19 protein-coding genes are annotated in these 23,773 nt (G+C 71.2%); 2 read left to right on the top strand and 17 right to left on the bottom strand.

Going from position 1 to position 23,773, the window contains the following annotated elements; genetic code table 11:
* Nucleotides 1-15: 15 nt before the first annotated feature.
* Nucleotides 16-849: a pectate lyase gene (locus ACSU6L_RS28955; protein ID WP_437061474.1), complete on the top strand. Its 834-nt coding sequence runs from the start codon at nt 16-18 to the stop codon at nt 847-849.
* Nucleotides 850-1,065: 216 nt separating this feature from the next.
* Nucleotides 1,066-3,264: a family 43 glycosylhydrolase gene (locus ACSU6L_RS28950; protein WP_437061472.1), complete on the top strand. Its 2,199-nt coding sequence runs from the start codon at nt 1,066-1,068 to the stop codon at nt 3,262-3,264.
* A gap of 22 nt (nt 3,265-3,286) precedes the next feature.
* Here ACSU6L_RS28950 and ACSU6L_RS28945 read toward each other — a convergent pair whose 3' ends face one another.
* From ACSU6L_RS28945 to ACSU6L_RS28865, 17 genes are all read right to left on the bottom strand, one after another.
* Entirely contained in the window at nt 3,287-4,441 is a 1,155-nt protein-coding gene (locus ACSU6L_RS28945) for a dienelactone hydrolase family protein (RefSeq protein ID WP_437061470.1), read from the bottom strand.
* Entirely contained in the window at nt 4,434-5,702 is a 1,269-nt protein-coding gene (locus tag ACSU6L_RS28940; protein WP_437061468.1) for a pectate lyase family protein, read from the bottom strand. The genes ACSU6L_RS28945 and ACSU6L_RS28940 overlap by 8 nt, the downstream gene beginning before the upstream one ends.
* The gene (locus ACSU6L_RS28935; protein ID WP_437061466.1) at nt 5,695-6,720 is read right to left on the bottom strand and encodes a pectinesterase family protein; all 1,026 of its coding nucleotides are present in this window, start codon (nt 6,718-6,720) and stop codon (nt 5,695-5,697) included. The genes ACSU6L_RS28940 and ACSU6L_RS28935 overlap by 8 nt, the downstream gene beginning before the upstream one ends.
* Nucleotides 6,721-6,722: 2 nt before the next feature.
* On the bottom strand, nt 6,723-7,856 hold the full coding sequence (locus ACSU6L_RS28930; RefSeq protein WP_437061464.1) for a pectinesterase family protein: 1,134 nt from the start codon (nt 7,854-7,856) through the stop codon (nt 6,723-6,725).
* Between the two features lie 78 nt (nt 7,857-7,934).
* Nucleotides 7,935-9,263, bottom strand: coding sequence for a pectate lyase family protein (locus ACSU6L_RS28925; RefSeq protein ID WP_437061462.1), 1,329 nt, complete (start codon nt 9,261-9,263; stop codon nt 7,935-7,937).
* A 31-nt stretch (nt 9,264-9,294) separates the two neighbouring features.
* The gene (locus ACSU6L_RS28920; RefSeq protein WP_437061460.1) at nt 9,295-10,095 is read right to left on the bottom strand and encodes a rhamnogalacturonan acetylesterase; all 801 of its coding nucleotides are present in this window, start codon (nt 10,093-10,095) and stop codon (nt 9,295-9,297) included.
* A 148-nt stretch (nt 10,096-10,243) separates the two neighbouring features.
* Nucleotides 10,244-11,587 carry an ABC transporter substrate-binding protein gene (locus ACSU6L_RS28915; RefSeq protein WP_437061458.1) on the bottom strand — a complete coding sequence of 448 codons (1,344 nt, stop codon included), beginning with the start codon at nt 11,585-11,587 and terminating at the stop codon, nt 10,244-10,246.
* Between the two features lie 48 nt (nt 11,588-11,635).
* Nucleotides 11,636-13,624 carry a pectinesterase family protein gene (locus ACSU6L_RS28910; RefSeq protein ID WP_437061456.1) on the bottom strand — a complete coding sequence of 663 codons (1,989 nt, stop codon included), beginning with the start codon at nt 13,622-13,624 and terminating at the stop codon, nt 11,636-11,638.
* A gap of 33 nt (nt 13,625-13,657) precedes the next feature.
* Complete coding sequence (locus tag ACSU6L_RS28905) at nt 13,658-15,169, bottom strand: family 43 glycosylhydrolase (protein WP_437061454.1); 1,512 nt, start codon at nt 15,167-15,169, stop codon at nt 13,658-13,660.
* Complete coding sequence (locus ACSU6L_RS28900) at nt 15,166-16,011, bottom strand: PmoA family protein (protein WP_437061452.1); 846 nt, start codon at nt 16,009-16,011, stop codon at nt 15,166-15,168. Before ACSU6L_RS28900 ends, ACSU6L_RS28905 begins: the two co-directional genes overlap by 4 nt.
* On the bottom strand, nt 16,008-17,153 hold the full coding sequence (locus ACSU6L_RS28895) for a Gfo/Idh/MocA family protein (RefSeq protein WP_437061450.1): 1,146 nt from the start codon (nt 17,151-17,153) through the stop codon (nt 16,008-16,010). Before ACSU6L_RS28895 ends, ACSU6L_RS28900 begins: the two co-directional genes overlap by 4 nt.
* Entirely contained in the window at nt 17,150-18,445 is a 1,296-nt protein-coding gene (locus ACSU6L_RS28890) for a pectate lyase family protein (protein WP_437061448.1), read from the bottom strand. The genes ACSU6L_RS28895 and ACSU6L_RS28890 overlap by 4 nt, the downstream gene beginning before the upstream one ends.
* Nucleotides 18,442-19,341: a carbohydrate ABC transporter permease gene (locus ACSU6L_RS28885; RefSeq protein ID WP_437061446.1), complete on the bottom strand. Its 900-nt coding sequence runs from the start codon at nt 19,339-19,341 to the stop codon at nt 18,442-18,444. Before ACSU6L_RS28885 ends, ACSU6L_RS28890 begins: the two co-directional genes overlap by 4 nt.
* Nucleotides 19,338-20,273, bottom strand: coding sequence for a carbohydrate ABC transporter permease (locus ACSU6L_RS28880; protein WP_437061444.1), 936 nt, complete (start codon nt 20,271-20,273; stop codon nt 19,338-19,340). Before ACSU6L_RS28880 ends, ACSU6L_RS28885 begins: the two co-directional genes overlap by 4 nt.
* Before the next feature lie 78 nt (nt 20,274-20,351).
* Entirely contained in the window at nt 20,352-22,076 is a 1,725-nt protein-coding gene (araD, locus tag ACSU6L_RS28875) for an L-arabinonate dehydratase (protein ID WP_437061442.1), read from the bottom strand.
* Complete coding sequence (locus tag ACSU6L_RS28870; RefSeq protein ID WP_437061440.1) at nt 22,073-22,981, bottom strand: dihydrodipicolinate synthase family protein; 909 nt, start codon at nt 22,979-22,981, stop codon at nt 22,073-22,075. The genes araD and ACSU6L_RS28870 overlap by 4 nt, the downstream gene beginning before the upstream one ends.
* Nucleotides 22,978-23,646, bottom strand: coding sequence for a GntR family transcriptional regulator (locus tag ACSU6L_RS28865; protein ID WP_073942304.1), 669 nt, complete (start codon nt 23,644-23,646; stop codon nt 22,978-22,980). Before ACSU6L_RS28865 ends, ACSU6L_RS28870 begins: the two co-directional genes overlap by 4 nt.
* Nucleotides 23,647-23,773 lie beyond the last annotated feature (127 nt).

The following is a 23,773-nucleotide window of genomic DNA, read 5'->3' as shown; positions in this document are numbered from 1 at the left end:
ACGCAAGGAATGGGCATGACAGCACGAGCCGAACAGCGCGTCCGCCACCGCCGCCGCGTCACCAGACGACGGGCGGTGATCGCCGGCGCCGCCGCTCTCGGCATCACCGGGACGGCGATCGTCACCACGACGATGCTGTCCTCCGCGGGCGCCGCCTCCTCCTGGCCGACGCCCAAGGGCACCAAGGCCGTCAGCAGCACGATCTCCGTCTCCGGCACCTACGACGGCGGCTACAAGCGCTTCTACGGCAGCGGTGAACTGGGCGGCACCGGCCAGGACGAGGGCCAGGACCCGGTCTTCAAGCTCGCCGACGGCGCGGTCCTGAAGAACGTCATCCTGGGCTCCCCCGCCGCCGACGGCATCCACTGCCAGGGCAGCTGCACGCTGCAGAACGTCTGGTGGGAGGACGTCGGCGAGGACGCCGCCACGTTCAAGGGCAAGTCCTCCTCGGCCGTCTACACCGTGCACGGCGGCGGCGCGAAGAAGGCCGACGACAAGGTCTTCCAGTTCAACGGCGCGGGCAAGCTGGTCGTGACCAAGTTCCAGGTCTCGGACTTCGGCAAGCTGGTGCGCACCTGCGGCAACTGCTCGACGCAGTACAAGAACCGCCAGGTGATCATCAACGACGTCGACGTCACCGCGCCCGGCAAGTCGATCGTCGGGATCAACTCCAACTTCGGCGAGACGGCGGCCCTGCGCAACGTGCGCATCCACGGCGACAGCGGCAAGAAGATCAAGCCGTGCACCCGTTTCCAGGGCAACAGCACGGGCGCCGAGCCCAAGGAGCTGGGCACCGGCCCCGACGGCACCAACTGCCGTTACACGGCGTCCGACCTCACCTACGAGTAGGCCGCGCCCAGGCGCCCCCGAACGGCCGGCCCGAGCCCCCCTCGCCCGGCACACCGAACGCCCCCGCCGGTGACAAGCGGCGGGGGCGTTCCGTCGCGTCCGAAAGTTTCGCTCCCTTCCCTCCCGTCCGCACCGATTGACCGGCTGTCCCCCACCGGTGACACTCCGAAGGCAACGCCTTCCAACAGAATCCCCCACACTCACACAGGGAGTTTCATGAGCCGCCCCCGCACGCTCCTGCTCCCCTTCCTGGCCCTCCTCCTCGCCCTGCTGACCGCCCCACCGGGCACCGCCCACTCAGGAGCACCCCCAGTGAATGCCCCCAAGTACGCCGGCTATCTCTTCGCCTACTTCACCGGCGAGGGCACCGCCGACGGCGAGCAGATCCGCTACGCCCTCAGCCGCGGCAACGACCCCCTGCACTGGCGGGAGCTGAACGCCGGAAAGCCGGTCCTGACCTCCACCATCGGCGAGAAGGGCCTGCGCGACCCGTTCGTGATCCGCTCCCCCGAGGGCGACCGGTTCTACATGATCGCCACCGACCTGCGGATGTACCGGGGCTCCAGCGGCAGCTGGGACCAGGTGCAGCGGCACGGCAGCAAGTCGATCATGGTGTGGGAGTCGACGGACCTGATCCACTGGGCCGACCAGCGCCTGGTGAAGGTCTCCCCCGACACCGCGGGCAACACCTGGGCGCCGGAGGCCTACTGGGACGAAACGCTCGGCGAGTACGTCGTCTTCTGGGCGTCGAAGCTGTACGCCGAGGACGACCCGGAGCACACCGGCTCTACGTACAACAAGATGCTGTACGCCACCACGAAGGACTTCCGCGCCTTCAGCGAGCCGAAGGTCTGGAACGACCCCGGCTACTCGGTGATCGACTCCACGGTGGTCGAACACGAGGGCACCTACCACCGCTACACCAAGGACGAACGCGACCCGAGCAGTTCCAGCCCGTGCTCCAAGTTCATCACCGCGGAGAAGTCGACGAGCCTCACCGACACCTCGTACGACTTCGTGGCGGACTGCGTCGGCAGCGGTGCGATGGACCGCGGCGAGGGCCCGACCGTGTTCAAGTCGAACACCGAGGAGAAGTGGTACCTCTTCATCGACGAGTACGGCGGCCGCGGCTACCTCCCCTTCGAGACCACCGACCTCGACTCCGGCGAGTGGACCCCGTCGACCGGCTACCAGCTCCCGGCGAGCCCGCGGCACGGCACGGTCCTGCCGGTGACCCAGGAGGAGTACGACCGGCTGCTGGCCGCCTACCCGGTGACCCCCGCCTCGGTCGTGGACGTCACGGCGAAGGGGCAGAAGGGGTACGCCGTCGTCACCGAGGCCGCCTCGAGGGTCGTCCTGCCGATGAAGCCGAACGCCGACCTGCGGCATCTCGCCCCGGAGTTCGCCGTCGGCGCCGGCGCCACGCTCACCCCGCCGTCCGGGACGCGCCGGGACCTCCGCACCCCGCGGACGTACACGGTGACGGCGGCCGACGGCACCACCCGCACCTGGACGGTCGAGGCGGTCCCCACCCGCAGCCCCGTCCTGCCCGGCCTGTACGCCGACCCCGACATCCGTCACATGGACGGCCGTTACTGGATCTACCCGACGACGGACGGCTTCCGCGGCTGGGGCGGCACGCGGTTCAAGGCGTTCTCCTCCGAGGACCTGGTCCACTGGGAGGACCACGGCGTGATCCTCGACCTGGGCCCGGACGTCAGCTGGGCCGACAAGAACGCGTGGGCACCGGCGATAGCCGAGAAGGACGGCAGGTACTACTTCTACTTCTGCGCCGAGCAGCAGATCGGCGTCGCCGTCGCCGACTCCCCGGCGGGCCCCTTCAAGGACGCGCTCGGCAAGCCACTGATCGGGAAGACCCAGTTCACCGGGCAGATGATCGACCCGGCCGTGTTCACGGACGACGACGGCACGTCGTATCTCCACTGGGGCAACGGCCGCGGCTATGTCGTCCCGCTGAACGACGACATGGTCTCCTTCGACGGCGCGCGGGTGAAGGACATCACCCCGGCGGGCTTCCGTGAGGGCTCGTTCGTGGTGAAGCGGCAGGGCACGTACTACTTCATGTGGTCCGAGGACGACACCCGCAGCGAGAACTACCACGTGGCCTACGCGACCGGTCCGAGCCCGCTCGGCCCGTGGACGAAGCGGGGCACGATCCTCGCCAAGCGTCCGGAGTACGGCATCCTCGGCACCGGCCACCACTCGGTGGTGAACACGCCCGGCACGGACGACTGGTACGTCGTCTACCACCGCTTCGGGCTGAACGGCCCCGGCCGTCCGGGCGGCGACGGCACCCACCGGGAGACCACGATCGACCGTCTGGCCTTCGCGGCCGACGGGACGATCGAGCCGGTGGTGCCGACCCTTGAGTCGATCCGCCCGGTACGGCGGTAGGCATCACACCCGGACACCCGCCTCACAGGACGGCGTCGAGCCAGGCGAAGACCTCGTCCTGCATGCGGTCGACGAAGACATGGCCGAGGTCCGGCCATGTCTTCAGCACCAGCCGCTCCTCGGCGCGGCGCGAGCGCCAGACGGCGCGCAGCCTGTCCTGGGCCGCCCGTACGCCGTCGGCGGGGAAGAGGGTGTCCAGGGCGCCGTGGAAGAAGAGCATCGGCCTGGGCGCGGCGATGCTCGCCACGTCGGGGATGTCGAGTTGGCGGGCGAGCCCGGGGTGGAGCATGTAGTACGACGACTGTCCGCGAAGGGTGTTGTTGCCGGGGACCATCATCTCCTTCAGGCCGGTCATCCAGCACACGCTCGCCGCGGCGGCGACGTCGTCGCTGAGCGCGGCCGTCTGCCAGGCCCGGTAGGCGCCCATGGAGAAGCCGAGGGCGCCCACCCGGCGGGCGTCCACCCGGTCGAGCCCGGCGAGGAAGGCGGCGGCGCGGGCGTCCTCCCGGGCCGTCAGGCCGGCGAGGGAGGAGCCCAGGTTGTACAGGTTGGAGGCCAGGGCCTGCTGCTGTTCGTAGGCGAGCGGCCCTCGGTCGCCCCAGCCGAGCGCGTCCAGGCAGAGCACGACGTAGCCGCGCCGGGCCAGCTCGTCGCCGACGAACCGGCCGCTGAAGTAACGGTCCGCCCAGGCCTGCGCGGAGGCCAGCCGGGTGTCGTCGTACCAGGGCCGGACCAGTTTCTCCTTGCCGATGTCGAACTTCGCCCCGTGGTCGTGCAGCAGCAGCACCGCCGGGAACGGGCCGGTGCCGTGCGGGGTGAGCAGGGCGCCGCGCACGCGTTCGTAGCGGGTGAGGGAGAGCGTCACCGTCTCCCGGGTGTAGCCGTCGGCCCGGACCCGCTCGCCGTACTCGGGGGTGTACGGCGTGCCCTCCTGCCGGCCGACGAACAGGTGGTCCTCGACGACCGCGCGGGCCGCCCGCCGCCAGGCCCGGAAGTCGCGGACGGGTGACGTGCCCCAGGCGAGCGGGAAGGTCAGCTCGTCCTTGAGGGCCTGGTGGAAGTCGGGCAGGTTGCCGCCCACGAGGTCGGCGGCGCCGGTGGTGCCCGAGCCCCCCGCGGTGAGCGCCGCGGCGGCGGCCCCGGTGACGAAGGCCCGGCGGGCCAGCGGCTCAGGCATGGGGCCTCCCGGCGCCCGCGTGCCGCAGGACGTGGTGCTCGACGGCCGCCGGGGAGGTGAGGGCCCGGTAGGGGTAGGCGTCGGCGGGGTGCCAGCCGACCTCGTCGGACAGGCCTAGGCCGCTCGCCACCTCGTCCAGGCGGGCCGGGCGGCCGTTGAACCAGGAACCGGTGTCGTGGAAGTGCGTGCCGCCGTAGGCCGCGACGGCGAGGCCGGGCCCGCCGCCCGGGTAGCGGAAGACGTTGCGTTCGGAGAAGATCGCGGACTCCACTCCGGCGCCGAGGGCGTACAGCGTGCCGTCCACGCTGCCCCGGTAGACGTTGTTGACGACGTGCACCTGCCCGAAGCGGACGCGGGGCCCGCGCTGCACGATGCCGGTGAAGAGGTTGCGCACGAAGGTCACCTTCAGGTGCCCGCGGTCCCGGTCGCCGCGGCCGTCACCGGACCCGATGAGGATGGCCTTGTCGTGGTCGGTGAACCGGCTGTCGGAGACGGTGACGAAGTCGGAGCCGTCCTCGATGTCGAGCAGCCCGTCGTGCCGCTGCACGTGCTCGCCGTGGAAGCCGAGGGGGGCCTCGCGGTCGGGGAACCGGCCGTCGGTGAAGGTGCAGTGGTCGACTTGGATGTGCTTGCCGGTGATGACGGTCATGGCGTCGAAGCGGGCGTTCCAGCTGCCCTGGTCGCCGTCGCCCGGGGACCAGCTGGTGAAGAAGTCCACGGGTGCTTCGAGGTGCAGGTTGCGGACGATGATGTTCGTGCCGGTGTCGACGGTGAGGAACACCCCGAGCAGCCGGGCGTCCTCGCCGGCGCCCACGAGGGTGGTGTTGCCCGGCACGGTGAGCTGGATCTGCGCCTTCTCCCGGTTGGAGCCGGTCTGCCGCAGGGTGCGCTGCTGCCTGCAGTAGTCGTGGCGGGTGTCGGACCAGGTGCCGCCGTCCTCACCGAAGCAGGACATGTACTTGGTGAGGTCGTAGCCGGGCGCGTAGTCCTGCTCGCCGAGCAGCGTGCCGTCGTCGGTCTCGTGGCCGTTGATGTCGCCGACGACGCGGATCACCTTGGGCGCGGTGGGGTCGCCCCCGTTGGCCAGGGCGGCCTTCAGCTCCGCGCGGGTGTGCACGGTCCAGGTGGTGCCGCCCGCGCCGCCGGTGGTGCCGGGGCCGGTGGCGGCCCAGCCGACCGGGTCGTTCCCGGCCGCGGCGGCCGGTCCGGGCGTGGACCAGAACAGGCAGACGCAGGCGAGGAGTGCGGCGAGCCTACGCATACGGCCGCCAGTCGCCGAGGTAGGTCCGCCTGGTGTGCCCGCCGGCCTCGGCCGGTGTCAGCTGCGGCCGGTTCCCGGGCACGGAGACGACCGCGCCCGGACCGGTGTTGCGGTACTCGTGGAACCGCATGCTCTGCCAGGGGAAGGCGTCCCGCATGTTGGTGTACGGCGTCACCGCGTCGATGCCGGGCCCGATCCGGGTCTCCCGCACGACCAGCGACGGCCAGGCGGTGGTCTCGTACGACGGCACCCACGGCCGGGCCAGCTTGTACGCCCCGTCCTCGGCGCCGGAGGTGATCCGGCAGCGGACGGCGAGGATGCCGTAGGGGTTGGCGCGGGCCGTGGCGGGGGCGAAGACCATGCCCTTGGGGGTGAAGTCCACGACTCTCGGCAGGGTGTGGAAGTGGCAGTCCTCGAAGACGGCGGTGGCCCGCCCGAAGACGAAGTCGACGTCACCCTCGACATAACAGCGGTGGAAGTACTGCCGGTCGAAGGACGCGAGGGCGGTGGTGTCGGCGAAGAGGGTGTCCTGGTGGCCGAGGAAGCGGACGTTCTCGAAGTGCGACCGGTCGCCGGTGACGTAGGCGGCCACCGCCTGGGTGCCGGTGATCTCGGGGTGGTCGGCGCGTAGCCAGTCGTTGGCGAGGGTGAGATCGCGGACGGTCAGGCCGGGGGCGGCGGAGGTGAAGGTGGCGGAGCCCGCGGTGCCGTAGGTGGTGCCGTCGGGCTTCTCGGTGCCGTTGGCGTTGTCGAAGACGATGACGGCGTCGCGGGGGTCGCGGGTCGCCCCGCGCAGGGTCAACTCGCTCTTCTCCGCCGGCACGTTGACGACTTCGCGGTACGTCCCCGGGTGCACGACGATCGTCCAGCCGGGCCCGTCGACCGCGTCCACCGCGGCCTGGACGGAGTCGCCGGGGCGGACGTGCCGCACGCGGCGGCCGTGGGCGACGGCGGCGGGCTGGGTGCCGACGGCCAGGAGCCCGCCGGCGAGGCCGGTGAGGAGGGTGCGTCGCCGCATGCTCAGCACGCCGCCTCCTTCCAGGGCTGCCAGTCGCCGAGATAGGCGGCGCGGGTCGCCGACCGGGCCTGCTCGGGGGTGAGCTGGGGCCGGTTCCCGGGGACGGTGACGCGGGCGCCGGGGCCCGTGTTGCGGTACTCGGCGAACCGCTGGTTCTGCCACGGGAAGGCGTCCGACATGTCGGTGTACGGCGCGGCCGCGTCGATGCCGGGGCCGAGCCAGGTGTCCCGGACGACGAGGGAGGGCCGGGCGGTGGGGTCGGAGCTGGGCACCCAGGGGCGGGCCAGCTTGTAGTGGCCGTCCGGGGCCTCGCTGGTGATGCGGCTCCGGGTCACCAGGTAGCCGAGCGGGTTGGCGCCCGCCGTCGAGGGGGCGAGGACGAAGCCGTACGGGGCCGCGGCCAGGTCGGTGCGGTCGAGGGTGCGGAAGTGGCAGCGCTCGAAGACGGCGGTGGCCCGGCCGAAGACGAAGTCGACGTCGCCCTCGACGTAGCAGCGGTGGAAGTACTGGCGGGCGAAGACGGTGAGCGCGTTCGTGTCGGCGTACAGGGTGTCCTGGTGGCCGAGGAAGCGGCAGTGGTGGAAGGCGGAGCGGTCGCCCATCACCTTGATCGCGACGGCCTGGGTGCCGGTGATCTCGGGGTGGTCGGCGCGCAGCCAGTCGTTGGCGAAGGTGATGCGGTGGGCGGTGAAGCCGTCGGCCCGTACGGTCGTGGTGGCCGATCCGGTGGTGCCGTACGTGCCGCCACCGGGCTTGGGGGTGCCGGCCGCGTTGTCGAAGACGACGACCACGTCGCGCGGGTCGTCGCCGGCGCCGATCCAGGTCATCCCGGCGCGGGTGGCGTCGACGGAGACCGTCTCGCGGTAGGTGCCGGGCGCGAGGACGAGGGTGCGGCCGCTGCCGGTGGCGGCGGTCACGGCGGCCCGCACGGTGGTGAAGTCGCCCCGGCCGTGCGGGTCGACGTAGAGGGTGGCCGGGGAGAGCCGGGCGGCCGGGGAGCCGTACCGGCCGAACGGGCGGGGCCCGCCGGCGGCCCGCGCGGGCAGAGCGGTCAGGCCGAGCGCGGCGCCCGTGCCGGCGCTCGCCGTGAGGAATCCCCTTCTGGACAGGGGGGAGCGGAGGTGGGGCGAGGGCATGCGGGTGCTCCTTCGGGATGCGGCCCGTTCGGTGGCCGGGGCGGCGCCGCCGCCCCGGCCCCGTCGAGCGGGAGGTCGTCAGCGGAGGCGTCCGGCGCCCGCGCGGTGGTCGACGATGCCGGGGACGGCCCGGGGGTGGTCGACCTCGGTGCGCAGGGCCGGCGTCCAGCCGGCGCCGGACTGGAGGGTCTCGGCGGGGACCTCCGCGTTGTGCACGGCGATCAGGTCGGTGAGCCTGCCGTTGACGTAGTTGTTCTCGGCGGTGAGCGGCGCCTCGTTCCACTTCTTCAGCACCTTGCCGGTGCTGACGCCCTTGGCCAGGGAGAAGGCGTTGTGGGTGGCGTGCAGCCGGGAGCCCGCGCCGATGCCGAAGACGTAGCCGAACTTCTGGCCCTTGGTCACCACGAAGTGGTTGTTGTACGAGTCGACCTGGCCGAACCGGACGCGCGGCGCCCGCTCGACGATGCCCTCGAAGCGGTTGTGGTGCAGGGTGACCCTCAGCTTGCCGGTGTCGGTGGCGCCGGCCCCGTCGCTGTTGCCGATGAGCATGGTCTTGTCGTGGTCCTTGAAGGAGTTCCACGACACGGTGACGAGGTCGCCGCCGCGCACCACGTCGACCAGTCCGTCGTGCTGCTGGTAGACCTTGCCGAAGTAGGCCGGCAGGGAGCTGTCGGGGTGGCGGCCGTCGGTGAGCGTGTTGTGGTCGATCCACACATGGGTGGAGCCGTAGACCACGACACCGTCGTACTCGGAGTTCCAGGCGCCGGTCTTGTTGTCGTCGGTCGGGTCCCACTGCGGGAAGCAGTCGACCGGGGCCTCGATGGTGAGGTTGCGGACGATGACGTTGTCGACGCCCTTGATCTGCAGGCTGCCGCCGAGGATCGCGGCGTCGCGGCCGACGCCGACGATGGTGGTGTTGGCGGGGATGTCCGCCTTGATGGCCTTGTCCTGCTCGGCGGCGGACGCGGCCCGCAGCTCCTCCTGCTCGCCGCTGACGGGGGTGTCGTGGCCCCAGACGGCGGGGTCGTAGTCGGCGAGGTACTGCTGGAAGTCGTAGCCGTCCGCCGCGAAGGCGTCGCAGCCCTCGGACACGGCGTCGATCTTTCCCACGACCTTGATGATCTTGGGTGCGCTGCCTCCGTCGGCGAGCGCCTGCTTGAACTCGGCCCATGTGGTCACGGTGTAGACGTGCTCGGCGTCGGCGGCCGACCCGCCGGTCGTGCCCGTCCCCTCGGAGGCCCATCCGTCCCCGGCGGCCAGCACCTCGCGGCCCGGGTCGCGGGATCCGGCGTGGGCGGTGGCGGCCCCGGTGACACCGAGGACCAGGGCGGCACAGCCGGTCAGCGCGACCGCCTTCGCTGTGGCATGCCCATGCCATTTCTGTCCGTTCACTGTGCGGCTGTTCATCGTGCGGCTCTCTCTCCTGCGATCGGATGGATTACGCGGCGGCCGGCGGCCAGGTGATCCAGGACTCCGGGATCTCGTCCTCGACCCTGCGCACGTCCCGCGGGCCCAGCACCCGCGTCCGCAGCAGCTCCCGCACCACCAGCCGCGCCACGGCGATCGCGCCCGGCGGGTTGAAGTGCGTGTTGTCCTGCTCGGTCGCCGTCCAGTTGAAGTACTTCTCGGTCTCCTCGACGCCCAGCTCCTGCCACAGCGCGAGCGACAGCGCCTGCACGTCCAGCAGCGCCACGCCCTCCTGCCCGGCGAGGGCGCGCATCGCCGCCGGATAGTCGCCGTGGCTCGGCAGGGCGTTGCCCGCCGCGTCGAACCGCCGCCGCTCCACGGCGGTGGCCAGCACGGGCCGGGCACCCCGGGCCCGCGCGCCGTCGACGTACAGCCGCAGATGGTCCTGGTACGTCGTCCAGGGCTCGGTGTACCTGGCGGGGTCGCCGCTCTTCTCGTCGTTGTGCGCGAACTGGATGATCAGGAAGTCGCCGGGCCGGATCTCCCCGAGGATCACGTCCAGCCGGCCCTCGTCGACGAAACTCTTCGAACTCCGCCCGTTCACCGCGTGATTGGCGACGGGCCGGTCCTTGTGCAGAAAGAAGGGAAGTGCCATCCCCCACCCGGTCTCCGGCGCCGCGTCCGCGTACTTCTGCGCGGCGGTGGAGTCCCCGGCGATGTAGATCGTGCGCTCACGCCGTCCGGCGGAGGCCTGCGCGGTGCCGTTCGCCGCGAGGGCGAGCGGAACGGCGGCCAGCGCCGCCGAGGTGACTTGTCTGCGAGAGAGGGGCAACGCCGAGTACCTTTCGGACCAGGGGTGATGGGTCCCACCCAGGGGCGCGGGACCCCTTCGATTTGCGGCTACCGCCGCGTGGGCGCGAGCAACCGGGGACGGCCCGCAGTCCGCGAACCACGGACCGCCCCCACCACGAACCCGGAACTCAGCCGTTACGCTGCTTCCACTCGGCCTGCGCCTCGTTCAGCTGCTCGGCCAGCGTGTCCAGGAAGTCCTTCGCGGACATGTCCCCCAGCAGCACCTTCTGGAAGTTCGGCTCGTTGTCTGCCTTGGAGATCGTGTTCCAGTCCGGCAGGTAGTACGGCAGCTGAACGATGGTCGTGGACCCGTCACTCAGCGCGTCGGCGGCCAGCTTCGTCGGCTCCGCCTCGGAGATCCACGGGTCCTTCGCCGCGTCCAGGTTCGCCGGCACCTGCCCCGCCGCCTCGTTGAACTTGGAGTTCTCCTCGTGGGAGAGCGCGAACTCGATGAACTTCCAGGCGGCTTCCTTGTTCTTGGAGCTCTTGAACAGACCGAGCCCGTCCACCGGGTTGGACACCTGCACCCGCTTGCCGCCGGGGCCGGTCGGCTGCGGGATGCCGCGGAACTTGTCGGCCCCGAGCGCCTTCACGTGGTCCTGGTACGACCCCAGGTTGTGGTTGAGCATTCCGATGGTGCCGGAATCCCACTGCGCGACCATCTTCGTGAAGTCGTTGTTGAGGTCGGCGGACGGCGTGACCTTCTTGTACAGGCCCGCGTACTTCTCCAGCGCCTCGACGTTCTTCGGGTCGTTGACGGTGGTCTTGTCGCCCTTCCAGAACGAGGTGATCCCGCTCTGCCCGTACATCGCGTCCAGGGCCTGCGCGATGGATCCGGCACCACCGCGGATGGTGTAGCCGAACTCGTTCTTCTTCGCGGCGGTCAGCTCGTCCGCCGCCTCGAAGAAGGCCTCCCAGGTGGTCGGGTCCTCCAGGCCCGCCTTCTTGAACAGGTCGGTGCGGTAGTACAGCACACCGTTGTTCGCGGAGGTCGGGATCGAGTACAGCGTGCCGTCGCCGCCGCCAGCGGCCTTCATGGACTCGACCATGTCCTCGTTGAGCTTGCCGTTCAGCTCGGACTCGGCGAGCCGGTCGTCCAGCGGCTCCAGGGCGTCCTGCGCGGAGAAGCCGGCGAGCATCGCCGCGCCGACACCGCCGACGTCCGGAAGGCCGCCGCCCTGGATGGCGGTGTCGACCTTGGACTGGTACTCGGTGGAGGAGATGCCGACGTACTCGACGTCGATGTCCGGGTTGGCCTTCTCGAAGTCGGCGATGACCTCCTTCCAGATGTCGGTGCGGACACCGCCGTTGTTGTCCCAGAAGACGATCTTGCCCTTGCCGCTGCCCTCGGAGCCCTGGCCGCCGCCCCCACCGCTGCCGTCGTCGCCGCAGGCGGTGGCGGTGAGCGCGAGAACGGAGCCCAGGGTGACGGCGATGGCGGCGCGCCGGCTTCTGCGGATGCTGATCTTCATTGGTCGGCTCTCTTCTTCGGATTGAGCGGAGATATGAAGTTGTGGGGATCAGTGACGGGCGTACGGCGCCCAGCCGTCCGTGCCCTCGAGGTAGTCGGCGACGGTGTGCGTCCTCGCGTCCGCGTCGCTCATCTGCGGCCGGTCCGCGGTGACCGCGGCCCCCGGCCCGTGGTTGCGGTACTCGGCGAACCGGGCGTCCTTCCACGAGAAGCCGCTCATGTCGGTCCACGGGGAGGCCTTGACCGCGGCGGGCAGCTCGGTGTCGCGGATCAGCACCTGGGCGACCGCGTCCGGCTCGCCGCCCGGGTGCCAGGGCCGGCCCAGGTGGTAGCTGCCGGCCGGCGCGTCGCTCACGATCCTCGATCCGGTGATCAGGAACCCGTACGGGTTGCCCTTCCAGGTCGAGGCGGCCGTGACGTACCCGTTGTCGGTCGCGGACCCACGGCTCAGCGCGCGGATCACGGACCGTTCGATCACCGTGGTCGCCCGCCCGTAGACGAAGTCGACGTCGCCCTCGATGCAGGAGTCGCGGATGTAGACCCGGCTGACGGTGGTCAGCTTGGGGCTGTCGGTCATCAGGGTGTCCTGGTTGCCCAGGAAGGCGGTGTCCTCGAAGACGATCCGGTCGCCGGTCGTCTTCACCGCCAGCGCCTGCTCGCCGTTCAGCTCGTGCGCGGCCTCGTCGAAGTCGTTGCTGAAGGTGAGGTTGCGCGCCGTGACGTCACTGGCCGAGATCCGTACGGTCGCGCTCCCGGTGGAGCCGCCGTACGCGGCGGGCGTGTCGTAGACGATGACGGTGTCGGAGCGGTCCTGTCCAGTCCCCTGCAGCACGATGTTCGGCTTGGTCGCGGGAATGTGGACCTTGGCACGGTGGGTGCCGGGCGCGACGGCGATCGTCACCGGGACGTCGTTGCCGTCCGGCACGGCGTCCACGGCGGCCTGCACGGTCGGGTGGTCCGCGGGGACGTGCAGCACGGTGCCGACCTGCTTCTGCGGCCCGGAGAAACGCTTCACGAGGGCGGGCACGGCGGCCGCCGGATCCAGCCGGTAGGCGTAGAAGTCCCGCGGGTCGAAGGCCGTGCCCCACGTGTCGTGGCGCCCGGTGGTGTTCTTCAGGATGGACCCGCGCTGCACCAGTTCGGCCGTCGCGTCGGCCTGGTACGGGTGCTGGACGTCCTCGTAGTACGAGTTCTCGATGACCATCCTGGTCTTGCCGCGCGACCAGTTCCCGTACGTCCACACGGGATCGCCGGGGTCCGCCTGCGCCGTCAGGTAGTTGTTGTACAGGTGCGCGTAGGCGGCGTTGTCGGCCGACGGGTTGCGCTGCTTGGTGTTCCGGAACCAGTTGTGGTCGATGGTGATCTGCGTCCTGACGTTGGTGGTCCAGCCCAGGCCGAACGTCTTGTTGTTGTTCTCGAACCGGTTGTAGGAGACGGTCACGTACTCGCTGTCCTTGCGGACGTCGAGCTGCCCGTCGCAGATGTTCGAGAAGCGGTTGTGGTCGACCCAGACGTGGTGGACGGTGTCCATCTGGATGCCGTCGAAGTCGGTGTCCTTGCAGTCCCAGTTGCCCTCGACGGCCGAGTCGCGGATCGTCAGGTTGCGGATGATCACGTTGTGGGTGCCGGGGCCGAGATGGAACTCGCCCTGCACCAGCTCGCCGGTCGCCCCGACGCCGACGATGGTCTTGTCGGAGGCGACCTCGATGCTCGCGCCGAACGGCTGCGCGGTGATGCTGCCCTCGACCCGGATGACGTACGGCTCGGGTGCGGCGGCGTACTTCGCCAGCGCGGCCTGGTCGGTGACGGTGACGACCTTCCCCCTGGCGCCTCCGGAGGTGCCGCCGGCGAGGGAGGCGAACCCGTGCGGGCGGTCGGTCCAGCGGGACGGGGACGCGGTTTCCGCCTCTGCGGCGGGCGGGGCGGCGTGGGCCTCCCCGAGGGATCCGAGGCCCAGCGCGGTGACGAGGCCGATGACGGCGGCCACCACCTTGCCGGGCCCCGGTCTCGACAAGCGCTTGCCATGGGGGTACGTCATTGCGGCTCCCAACAGGCTTACGGATGAGGTGAGTTAGAGCGCTGAGATGCGGAACTGCGTGAACGTGGCCGCTCCGGCGTGCCCCTGCCCGTCGCCGGGCGCCGCCGCGAAGAGGCCGAGCAGGGCGCCGACCCAGCGCCACGGGGTGGCGGCGAAGACCTGGCCGGAGGGGCGGAAGCCGTCCCCGGTGTCGGCGAGGAAGCGGCAGCGCGCGCCCGCCCCGATCTCGATCCGCAGGGTGGCCCGCCCTTCGGGGGCGGGCCGGGGGTGCTCGGCGTCCCGTTCGTGTTCCGCGACCGCCTCGGCGAACCGGTGCACCAGGTGGACCGTCCCGTCGGTCCCCCGTTGCAGCCCGATCCAGCCGAACGCGTCTCCGAGCACCGCGAGGCCCGCCCGCGCGCCCGGTTCCTCGCTGTCGAGGCGCAGCCCCACCTCGACGGCCGAGGGGATGCCGGGCAGCCGCTGGGTGAGGACGTTCGGGAGCTTGCGCAGGTCGTGCGTGTCGGCCGAGCGGACGCAGGTGAGCCTGAGTCCGTCGCCGGAGTGCTGGGTGGCCCAGCCGTCGCCCGGGTTGGCCGTCCACTGCCACTGCCGGCCGTGGCGTCCGCCGGGGAAGTCGTCGTCGGTGGCGGGCGCGGCGGGCGGCTGCGGCGGCAGGTCGGGCTTGCGGTGTACGGCCACCGGGGCGCCCTCGTCGCCGAGCACCGGCCAGCTGTCGGTGCCCCAGCGCATCGGCTGGAGGTGGACGACCCGGCCGTAGGCGCCGCGCTGCTGGAAGTGCAGGAACCAGTCCTCGCCCGACCGGGTGCGCACCCAGCCGCCCTGGTGGGGGCCGTTGACGTCGGTGTCCTTCTGTTCCAGGACGACCTTCTCCTCGTACGGCCCGAAGAACTCACGTGACCGGAAGGCGCCCTGCCAGCCGGTCTCCACTCCCCCGGCGGGGGCGAGGATCCAGAACCAGCCGTCGTGCTTGTAGAGCTTGGGGCCCTCCAGGGTGAACCAGCCGGGGACGCGGTCGGCGTCCACGATCAGCTTGCCCTCGTCGAGCAGGGAGGTGCCGTCGGGGTGCATGCGGTGGCCGGTGAGGCGGTTCTTGACGCCGGAGCGGGACTTGGCCCAGGCGTGCACCAGGTAGGCCTCGCCGGTCTCGTCGTCCCACAGGGGGCAGGCGTCGATCAGGCCCTTGCCCTCCTTCAGCAGGTGCGGCTTGGTCCAGGGGCCGCGGATCTCGGGGGCGTTGATCTGGAAGACGCCCTGGTCGGGGTCGCCCCAGAAGATCCAGAAGCGGTCGTCGTGGTGGCGCAGGGAGGGTGCCCAGACGCCGCAGTCGTGGCGGGGTTCGTCGAACACGGCCGCCGGTTCCAGGCGGTCCAGGGCATGGCCGACGAGCGTCCAGTTGACCAGGTCGCGGGAGTGCAGCAGCGGCAGTCCGGGGACGCGGCCGAAGCTGGAGGCGGTGAGGTAGTAGTCGTCGCCGACGCGGACGACGTCCGGGTCGGACCAGTCGGCGTTCAGGACCGGGTTGGTGTACGTCTCGTCCGTCACGCGGCGACCGCCTTCCGGATCAGGGCCGCGGCCTCGTCCCGGTCGAGGCGGCCGTCGGCGACGACGGTGACGATCCGCCGTACGACGGTCTCGCCGGGCGGCACCGGCAGTCGTTCACCGTGGGCCAGGGAGGAGCCGACGCCCGGGTACTCGGCGGTGCGCACGAACCACGGGTCGCGGCGGGTGGCGTCGGTGGCGCCGGCGAAGACCAGCGTCCAGGAGGTGCCCGCGAGCGCCAGCCAGTCGGCGCGCTGTCCGTGCGCCGCCGCCTCGCCCTCGGTGCCGGCGGTGAACACGTCCGGTGCGGTCGCCTCCTTGCGGGCCCGCCAGAAGAAGCCGCCGTAGGCCGCGCCGGGGCGTCCGTTGGTGGCGGGGCTGCCGATGGTGAGCGGTTCGGCGCCCGGGTTGGTGAGGGCGAAGGTGAAGTCCAGCGCCCAGGCGGTGCCGGTGAGTTCGGTGGCGGCGACGGTGCGGCGCTCGCGCAGCACCTCGGTGCCCCCGGCCACCCAGCGCAGTTCCTCGACGAAGCCGTCGGGGTCGCGCAGCTGGAAGCCCACGTGCCGCTGGGCGCCGTGGTTGTCCAGCTCGGTGGGGCCCTGGTCGCGGACGAAGGTGCGCCCGCCCCAGAAGTTGTGCCCCTCGACGTCGGGAACGGCGACACCGACGCCGAGGTGGTGCAGGTGGTCGGCGGGGCTCAGCTCGGTGACCGATACGCCGGACAGGGTGGTGACGGGGTGCAGATAGGGGCGCGGGGAGAGCCGGTCGGGCAGTGCGGGCCGGGTGACGTACCGGCCGACCGGTCTGCCCGCGACGCGCAGGACCGCGCTGTCTTCACTGGTCATCGGGTGCTCACCTCTCTCGGGGCGGCCCAGGGGGCCGCCAGCTCGGAGTACAGGGCGAGGGTGTCGGCGGCGGCCGCGACCAGGCCGTCGACGCCGGGCACGACCCGGCGCTCCTCCCCCGGCGGCCGGTGCCAGGCGGACTCCGGCAGCGGGGCGGGGTCGGGCGCCAGCCGGATCGCCTCAACGACCTTCATGAAGGCGCCGGTCTCCGCGGGCGGGACGAGCAGCGGGGCACCGTTCGCCAGGTGGTCGGCGAGGTTCTCCAGGAGGTCGGTGCGGCCGTACTCGATCTCCTCGGGGCCGTGGTCGGCGCGCTGGAGCAGCACGCGGTCCTGCTTGTACCAGAAGGTGATCCGGCCCCGGCTGCCGTGCACCAGGACGTACGGCTCGTCCGGGTGTTCGGCGCACAGGGTGGCGGCGACGGTGACCGGGCGGCCCTGGGCCGTGGTGACCCGGACGCAGGAGGTGTCGTCGGACTCGATCGCGTTGGCCCGCCACAGCTCGGTCTCGATCCCGGTGACGTCCTCGGCGCGGGTGCTGCCGCCGAGGGCGAGGGCGGTGGCGACGGCGTGCGCGAGCGGGTTGGTGAGCGCCCCGTCGATCACGTCGGCGCCGTTCAGCCGCCGCTTGCCCGCCCACGGGGCGCGGCGGAAGTACGCCTCGTCCCGGGCCCAGGCGCCGGCCCCGCCGATGCCGGTGACCGTGCCGATCGCCCCGTCGGCGATCAGCTCGCGGATCGCGGGCACGGCGTGCGAGCCCATCGACTGGAACCCGATCTGGCAGGCCACGCCCGCCTCGGCGATCCCGTCGGCCATCCGCCGGAACTCGGCGTAGGACGGCGCGGGCGGCTTCTCCAGCAACAGGTGCACACCCCGGCTCGCGGCGGCCAGCGCCAGGTCGGTGTGGGTGGGGATCGGCGTGCAGATCACCGCGGCGCGGGCGCCGGTGCTGTCGAGCAGTCCGCCGAAGTCGGCGGACTGGGCCGGGAGTTCGCCGCCGAACTCCTCCTCGGTCAGCGGGGTCAGCTCGCAGATGCCCACCAGCCGTACGACGCCCAGCTCCTGGAGGCGGCGGATGTTCGCCACGTGCCAGCGGCCGTGGCCGCGGGCGCCGGCGAGGACCAGCGGCAGGGGTCCGGTCATGGGACCCTCCCCGCTCCCGCGCCGTGCGCGACCGCCCGGTCGGCCTTCGCGGCGCTGTCGACCGTGCCGTGCAGGGCGGGTGTCCAGCCGACGTCGGCGGTCAGGTCGCGCTCGCTGCCCGAGTTGTAGGCGTTGTGGATGGTGAGCAGGTCGACCGGGTAGCCGTTGAAGAGGCTGCCGCTGTCGTGCAGGGCGGTGCCGTTCCAGCTCTTGACCAGGTCGGCGGCCTCGATGTGGCTCGGCGTGTGGAAGGCGTTGTGCTCGGCGTACACCGCCGACTCGGTGCTGACGCCGATGGAGTAGCGGTAGTCGTGGGCGTCCTCGGGGACGACGTAGCGGTTGTTGTAGACGTGCACCTGGCCGAAGCGGACGCGCGGGGCGCGCTGGACGACCGACTCGAACTCGTTGTGGTGCAGGGTGACCCGCAGCTTGCCGCGGTCGCCGGTGGCGGTGTCGCCGTTGCCGATGAGCATCGCCTTGTCGTGGTCGGCGAACCGGCTCCAGGAGACGGTGACCAGGTCGGACCCGTTGGTGATGTCCAGCAGGCCGTCGTGGCGCAGGTAGTTGCGGGCGAAGTAGGCCGGCTCGTCCTCGTCGGGGTGGCCCTTGTCGCTCAGGATGACGTGGTCGACCCAGACGTGGCTCGCGCCGCGCAGCCAGATCGTGTCGTACGCCGCCTTCCAGTCGCCGAGGCCGCCGGAGTTGGGCTGCCAGACGGGGAAGCAGTCGTAGGCGTCGCGGACCTCCAGGTTGCGGACGATGACGTTGTCCGCGTCGCTGATCTGCAGGCTCGCGCCCTTGAGGACCGCGTCGTCGCCGAGGCCGACGATCGTGGTGTTGGAGCCGACGCGCAGCTCGACCCGCTCGGCCTGCCTGGCCGCGGACGCCTTGCGGGCCTCCTCCTGGGGGCCGCTCGGCTTGGCCGAGCCCCAGGTGCGGGGGTCGTAGGCGGCGAGGTATTTCTTCAGGCTGTAGCCGTCGGTGGCGTAGTCCTCGCAGTCGAGGCGGCGGCCCCGGTCGTCGGTGTTGGCGTCGATGGTCCCGGCGATCCGGATGATCTTCGGGGTGGCACTGCCGCCGTCGAGGGCGCGGACCAGTCCGGCCCGGTCCGAGACGGTGAGGACATGCGCGTCCTCGGCCGCCGCGCCGCCGGTGGTGCCGCCGTCGGCGGCGGCCCAGCCGTCGTCGGACGCGAGGGTGTCACGGCTGATGTCGCGGGCGTCGTCGGCGTGCGCGGGCACGCACAGCGCACCCAGCAGGGCGGCCGTCAGGGCGGCGTGACGCGTTCTCATCCCTTCACCGCCCCCGCGCTGAAGCCGGTGATCAGCCACTTCTGGATGAAGGCGAAGACGATGACCACCGGGACGGCGGCGATGATGCCGCCCGCCGCGAGGGCGCCGAGGTCGACGCTGTCCGCGCTCATCAGGGTGTTCAGGCCGACCGGGATGGTCTGCTTGGCCTGGTTGTTGAGGAACATCAGGGCGAACAGGAAGTGGTTCCAGGAGTGCACGAAGGCGAAGGAACCGACCGCGATCAGCCCGGGGCGCAGCAGCGGCAGCACGATCACCCGGAAGGCGGTGAGCCGGTTGCAGCCGTCGACCCAGGCCGCCTCCTCCAGGGAGTACGGCACGTTCTTGATGAAGTTGCTGATCAGGATCATCGACAGCGGCAGCTGGAAGACCGTCTCGGCGATGATGACGCTGCCGAGCGAGTTGATCATCTGGAGCTCGGCGAAGATCTCGAACAGCGGGACCAGCAGCAGCGCGCCGGGCACGAACTGCGAGCACAGCAGGGCGAGCATGAAGCCCCGCTTGATCTTGAAGTCGAAGCGGGCGAGGGCGTAGCCGCCGGCCAGGGCGACGACGGTGGTCAGCACCAGGGTGGCGAGACCGACGAGCACGCTGTTGCCGAAGTAGGTGCCGAACTGCCGCTCCGTCCACACCTTCTCGAAGTGGTCGAAGGTGATCGGCCACGGCACCAGCGAGGTGGAGCCGGCCGGGCGCAGGGCGAAGAGCAGGATCCAGTAGAACGGGATCAGGGTGAAGACCAGGTAGATCGACAGCGGCAGGTAGATCTGCCAGCGGGGGACCTCGTCCCAGCCGCGGTGCTTCGTCTTCACCGGGCGCTCGGGCTCGGTCGGGGCCGGGCGCGGCGCGGGGACGACCGGGGCCTCCTTGATGGTGCTCACTTGGACTCGCCTCCGAACTTGCTCAGCCGCAGATAGACGATCGAGCAGAAGAGCAGGATCACGAACGCGACCGTGGTCAGGGCCGACGCGTAACCGAAGTCGTGGGCGTCGACGCTGGTGTTGGCGATGTACAGCGGCAGGGTCGTGGTCTCGCCGGCCGGTCCGCCGCCGGTCAGGGTGTAGAGCAGGTCGACGTTGTTGAACTCCCACACCGCGCGCAGCAGCGTGGACAGGACGATGGCGTCCTTCAGGTGGGGCAGGGTGATGTGCCAGAACTGCTTGATCCGGCTGGCGCCGTCGACCTCGGCGGCCTCGTACAGGTCCTTGGAGACGGACTGGAGGTCGGCGAGGATGAGGATGGCGAAGAAGGGCACGCCGCGCCACAGGTCGGCGACGACCGCCGCCGGGAACACGGTTGACGTGTCCGACAGCCAGCTGGTGCCGTAGGAGCCGATGCCCATGTCGGCGAGGTAGCGGGTGACGCCGGTCTGGGAGTTGTAGAGCAGCACCCAGATCGCCGAGGTCAGCACGCCGGAGACGGCCCACGGCGAGAAGACCAGGGCGCGTCCCAGTGCCCGGCCGACGAAGGTCTGGTTGACGATCAGGGCCAGCGCGAGACCGAACAGCAGCTGGAGTCCGACCTCGACGACGACCCACTTGGCGCTGAAGGTGAGGGTGTCCCAGAAGACCGGGTCCGCGGTGAAGGCGTGGACGAAGTTGTCGAAGCCCGCGAAACCGTTCCGCCACGGCTTGGTGGGGTTGTAGTCCTGCAGGCTGTAGTAGAAGACACTGATCACCGGGTAGGCGATGAAGCCCAGCATCAGCAGGGCCGCCGGCGCGATCAGCAGGTACGGGAGCCTGCGCGGGGTGGCGGAGGCACGGCGCCGCCGTTGTGGCGCGGGCGGTTTCGCCACGGCTGCGGCTTGGGCCATGACTGTTCTCCGTTCTCGGTGAAGCGCTTTCCGAAGGGTGTTCGACATTTCGGCCAAGAGAGACCCGGCCGTGTGCTGCTAGCCCGCGTACGGGTCCTGCACCTTGCCCGGCCGCGCGAGGAACTCGAAGTCGCAGCCGGTGTCCGCCTGGGTGACCTGCTCGTTGTAGAGCGCGCCGTAGCCACGCTCGTAGCGGGTGGGCGGCGGGGTCCACTCGGCGCGGCGCCGGTCCAGCTCCTCGTCGTCCACGTTCAGGTGCAGGGTGCGCGCCTCGACGTCCAGGGTGATCAGGTCGCCGGTGCGCACCAGCGCCAGCGGTCCGCCGACGTACGACTCCGGCGCCACGTGCAGCACGCACGCGCCGTAGCTCGTACCGCTCATCCGGGCGTCGGAGATCCGCACCATGTCCCGCACGCCCTGCTTCAGCAGGTGGTCGGGGATGGGCAGCATGCCGTACTCGGGCATGCCCGGACCGCCCTTGGGGCCGGCGTTGCGCAGCACCAGCACGCTGTCGGCGGTGATCCCCAGCGCCGGGTCGTTGATGGTGCGCTGCATGGTCCTGTAGTCGTCGAAGACGACCGCGGGACCGGTGTGCTCGAGCAGGTGCCGCTCGGCTGCGATGTGCTTGATGACCGCGCCGTCCGGGCAGAGGTTGCCGCGCAGCACCGCGACCCCGCCCTCCTTCGCCACCGGGTTCTCCCGGGGCCGGATGACGTCGTCGTCGTGCACCCGGGCGCCCTCGATCTGCTCCTGCATCGTGTCGTACGACACCGTCGGCCGGTCCAGGTGCAGCAGGTCCGGGATGCGGGAGAGGAAGCCGGGCAGGCCGCCGGCGAAGTGGAAGTCCTCCATGAGGTACTTCTGTCCGCCGGGCCGGACGTTGGCGAGGACCGGGACGGTGCGGGCGATGCGGTCGAAGTCGTCCAGGGTGAGCTCGACGCCCGCGCGGCCGGCCATGGCGATCAGGTGGATCACGGCGTTGGTGGAGCCGCCGAGACCGAGGACGGTGGTCACCGCGTCCTCGAAGGCGTCACGGGTGAGGATGTCGCAGAGCCTGCGGTCCTTGTGGACCAGTTCGACGATCCGCAGACCCGCCGCGGCGGCCATCCGGTCGTGCCCGGAGTCGACGGCCGGAATGCTGGAGGCCCCCGGCACGGTCACGCCCAGCGCCTCGGCGGCGGCGGTCAGCGTGGACGCCGTGCCCATGGTCATGCAGTGGCCGGGCGAGCGGGCCAGGCCGCTCTCCAGTTCCTGCATCTCGCAGTCGCCGATGAGACCGGCGCGCTTGTCGTCCCAGTACTTCCACATGTCGGTGCCGGAGCCCAGCACCTCGTTGCGCCAGTGACCGGGCAGCATGGGACCGGCCGGGACGAAGACCGCCGGCAGGTCGACGCTCGCGGCCCCCATCAGGAGGGCGGGCGTGGACTTGTCGCAGCCGCCCATCAGCACCGCGCCGTCGACCGGGTAGGAGCGCAGCAGCTCCTCGGTCTCCATGGCGAGCATGTTGCGGTACAGCATCGGGGTCGGCTTCTGGAAGGTCTCGCTGAGGGTGGAGACCGGGAACTCCAGCGGGAATCCGCCCGCCTGCCAGACGCCCCGCTTGACCGCCTGCGCGCGGTCGCGCAGGTGGACGTGGCAGGGGTTGATGTCCGACCAGGTGTTGAGGATCGCGATGAGCGGCTTGCCCAGGTGCTCCTCGGGCAGATAGCCGAGCTGGCGGGTGCGGGCCCGGTGACTGAACGAGCGCAGTCCGTCGGTGCCGTACCACTGGTGGCTGCGGAGTTCTTCGGGGCGACGGGTCATATGGACCACCCGGCGGCGATCACGGCGACCTCGGAGCGCTCCTGCTCCGGCAGCGGCTTGCTCGGCGGGCGCACCTCGCGGCGGCACAGGCCGAGCGAGGCCAGGGCCTCCTTGACGACGGTGACGTTGTTGGCGGAGCCGTTGGCGGCGCGCAGCTCCTCGAAGCGGCGGATCTGCTCCCAGACCTTCATCGCGGCCGGGTAGTCGCCGGCCCGGAGGGCTTCGAGCATGTTCAGCGAGACGGCCGGGGCGACGTTCACCAGGCCCGAGGTGAAACCGGTGGCGCCGGCGGAGAAGTACGACGGGGCGTACGGCTCGGCGAGCCCGGCCACCCACACGAACCGGTCCAGGCCCGCGTCCCGGGCGAAGGCGGCGAAGCGGGCGGCGTCCGGGACCGCGTACTTGACGCCGATCACGTTCGGGCAGGTGTCGGCCAGCTCGGCGAGCCGGTCGCCGTGCAGCTGCGGGTTGCGGATGTAGGGGACGACGCCCAGCTCGGGCACGGCCTCGGCGATCGCGCGGTGGTAGTCGACCCAGCCGCTCTGCGAGACGTACGGGTGGACGGGCTGGTGCACCATCACCATCTGCGCGCCGTGCTCGCGGGCGTGCCGGGCGGAGGCCACGGCGGTCGGCACGTCGTGGCCGACGCCGACCAGGATCACCGCGCGGTCGCCGGCCTCGTCGATGGTCAGCTCGGTGACGAGCTGCCGCTCCTGGGGCGTCAGGGCGTAGAACTCTCCGGTGTTGCCGTTGGGGGTGAGGGTCCTGACCCCACCGTCGAGCAGACGACGCAGCAGGGCCCGGTGGGTGTCCTGGTCGACGGAGCCGTCCTCGGCGAACGGTGTCACCGGGATCGCGACCACGTCGGCCAGGGCCGCCCGCTGGGTCTCGAACGTCGTTGTCATGCCTGACCGTCCTCTCCCTGGACCTCGCCCTGCACTTCGGGGAAGGCCCGCTCGACGAAGGACGCGATGTGGGCGTGGAGGGCGCGCGCCGCGCCGTCGGCGTCGCCGCCGAGGGCGAGCCGCAGGATCTCGCGGTGCTCACTGGCCTCCCGCTCCCACGAGGGGTCGGCGGCCCAGGCCACGGCCGAGACGAGGGCCGCCTGGTCGCGGACCTCGTCCAGCATCCGGCCGAGCAGCGGGTTGCCGCACGACACGTACAGGGCGCGGTGGAACTCCCGGTTGGCGAGCGACCGTTCGGCGGTGTCCGTGGCGTCGTCCGCCCTGGTCAGCGCATCCCGGGCGGCGTCCAGGGAGGAGCCGCGGCGCACGGTGCGGCGCAGTGCCTCGGGCTCCAGGAGCAGCCGCACGTCGTAGACCTCGCGCGCCATGTCCGCGTCGACCATGCGCACGGTGACGCCCTTGTACTGGCTCATCACCACCAGCCCGGTCCCGGCCAGGGTCTTCAGCGCCTCGCGGACCGGGGTCTTGGAGACCCCGAACTGCGCGGCCAGCTCGGTCTCGACCAGGGCCTGGCCCGGCGTCAGCTGTCCGGTCAGGATGCGGTGTTTGATCCCTTCCAGCACGAACTGCGTGCGTGAGGGGATCGGCGTGGGCACAGAGGTCATGCGCGCCTCTCGGATATCGCGTATCGCGTCTCATATATGACGTACGAAGTACGACGCGTTGAAGGTAGGAGTGCCCCCGTGTTTCGTCAATGCTTCTGACAAAGGAAGTTGAGGTTGCCGGTTTCGC

The organism is Streptomyces sp. enrichment culture (genome assembly GCF_964272855.1).
Lineage (GTDB): Bacteria > Actinomycetota > Actinomycetes > Streptomycetales > Streptomycetaceae > Streptomyces.
The sequence above is the reverse complement of the archived record's forward strand: the minus strand, read 5'-3'. Positions and strand labels throughout refer to the sequence as shown.